Genomic DNA, 538 nt, shown 5'->3' with positions numbered 1-538 from the left:
TTTAAATAGAGGCACACGCCGGAGCCATCCCACCATACGATCTTTATTCGGTCGGCTCTTTTGGCGCGGAACACATAAAGCGCACCGTCGAACGGATCTGAGCCGGCATCGCGCACCAGCGCAACAAGGCCATCGATACCCTTGCGGAAGTCGACTGGATGGCTCGCCAGGAACACCTTCACGCCGGAGGGGATCATGCCGAACGGACCGCCCGGATCACCCGCTGCAACTGCGCCTCGTCGACGTCCACGCCGGCGCGCACGATCACCTCGCCAATGGCAATCTCGATCACCGCGCCTGCCACAGGCGCCACCACACCCTCGCAACTCGAGTGCCGTGAGCGATAACGCCGCCGCTCGGCCCGAGCGTCACGGCGCCAGGCGAACAGCTGCGACGGGTGAATGCCGATCCGGCGGGCGATCGCCGAGACGCTCGCGCCAGGCTCCAGCGCCTCCATCACGACTTGGGCCTTAAACTCGTCCGACCAGCGTCGGCGAAGCTGCCGCGGCGCTCCCTCAAGACGGTCGGCGACCGCTTC

The 538-nt window shown here is 65.8% G+C and carries 2 protein-coding genes; both read right to left on the bottom strand.

What is annotated here, in order from left to right:
* The coding region (gene tnpB, locus ACZBJS_RS42715; RefSeq protein ID WP_463440354.1) for an IS66 family insertion sequence element accessory protein TnpB at positions 1-182 on the bottom strand (182 nt) is incomplete at its 3' end.
* Positions 183-193: 11 nt separating this feature from the next.
* A partial coding sequence (locus ACZBJS_RS42710; protein ID WP_463440353.1) for a transposase occupies positions 194-538 on the bottom strand: 345 nt, incomplete at its 5' end.

It is taken from the genome of Bradyrhizobium sp. KZN70725 (assembly GCF_055264925.1).
This window is presented reverse-complemented; position numbering and strand designations above follow the sequence as displayed.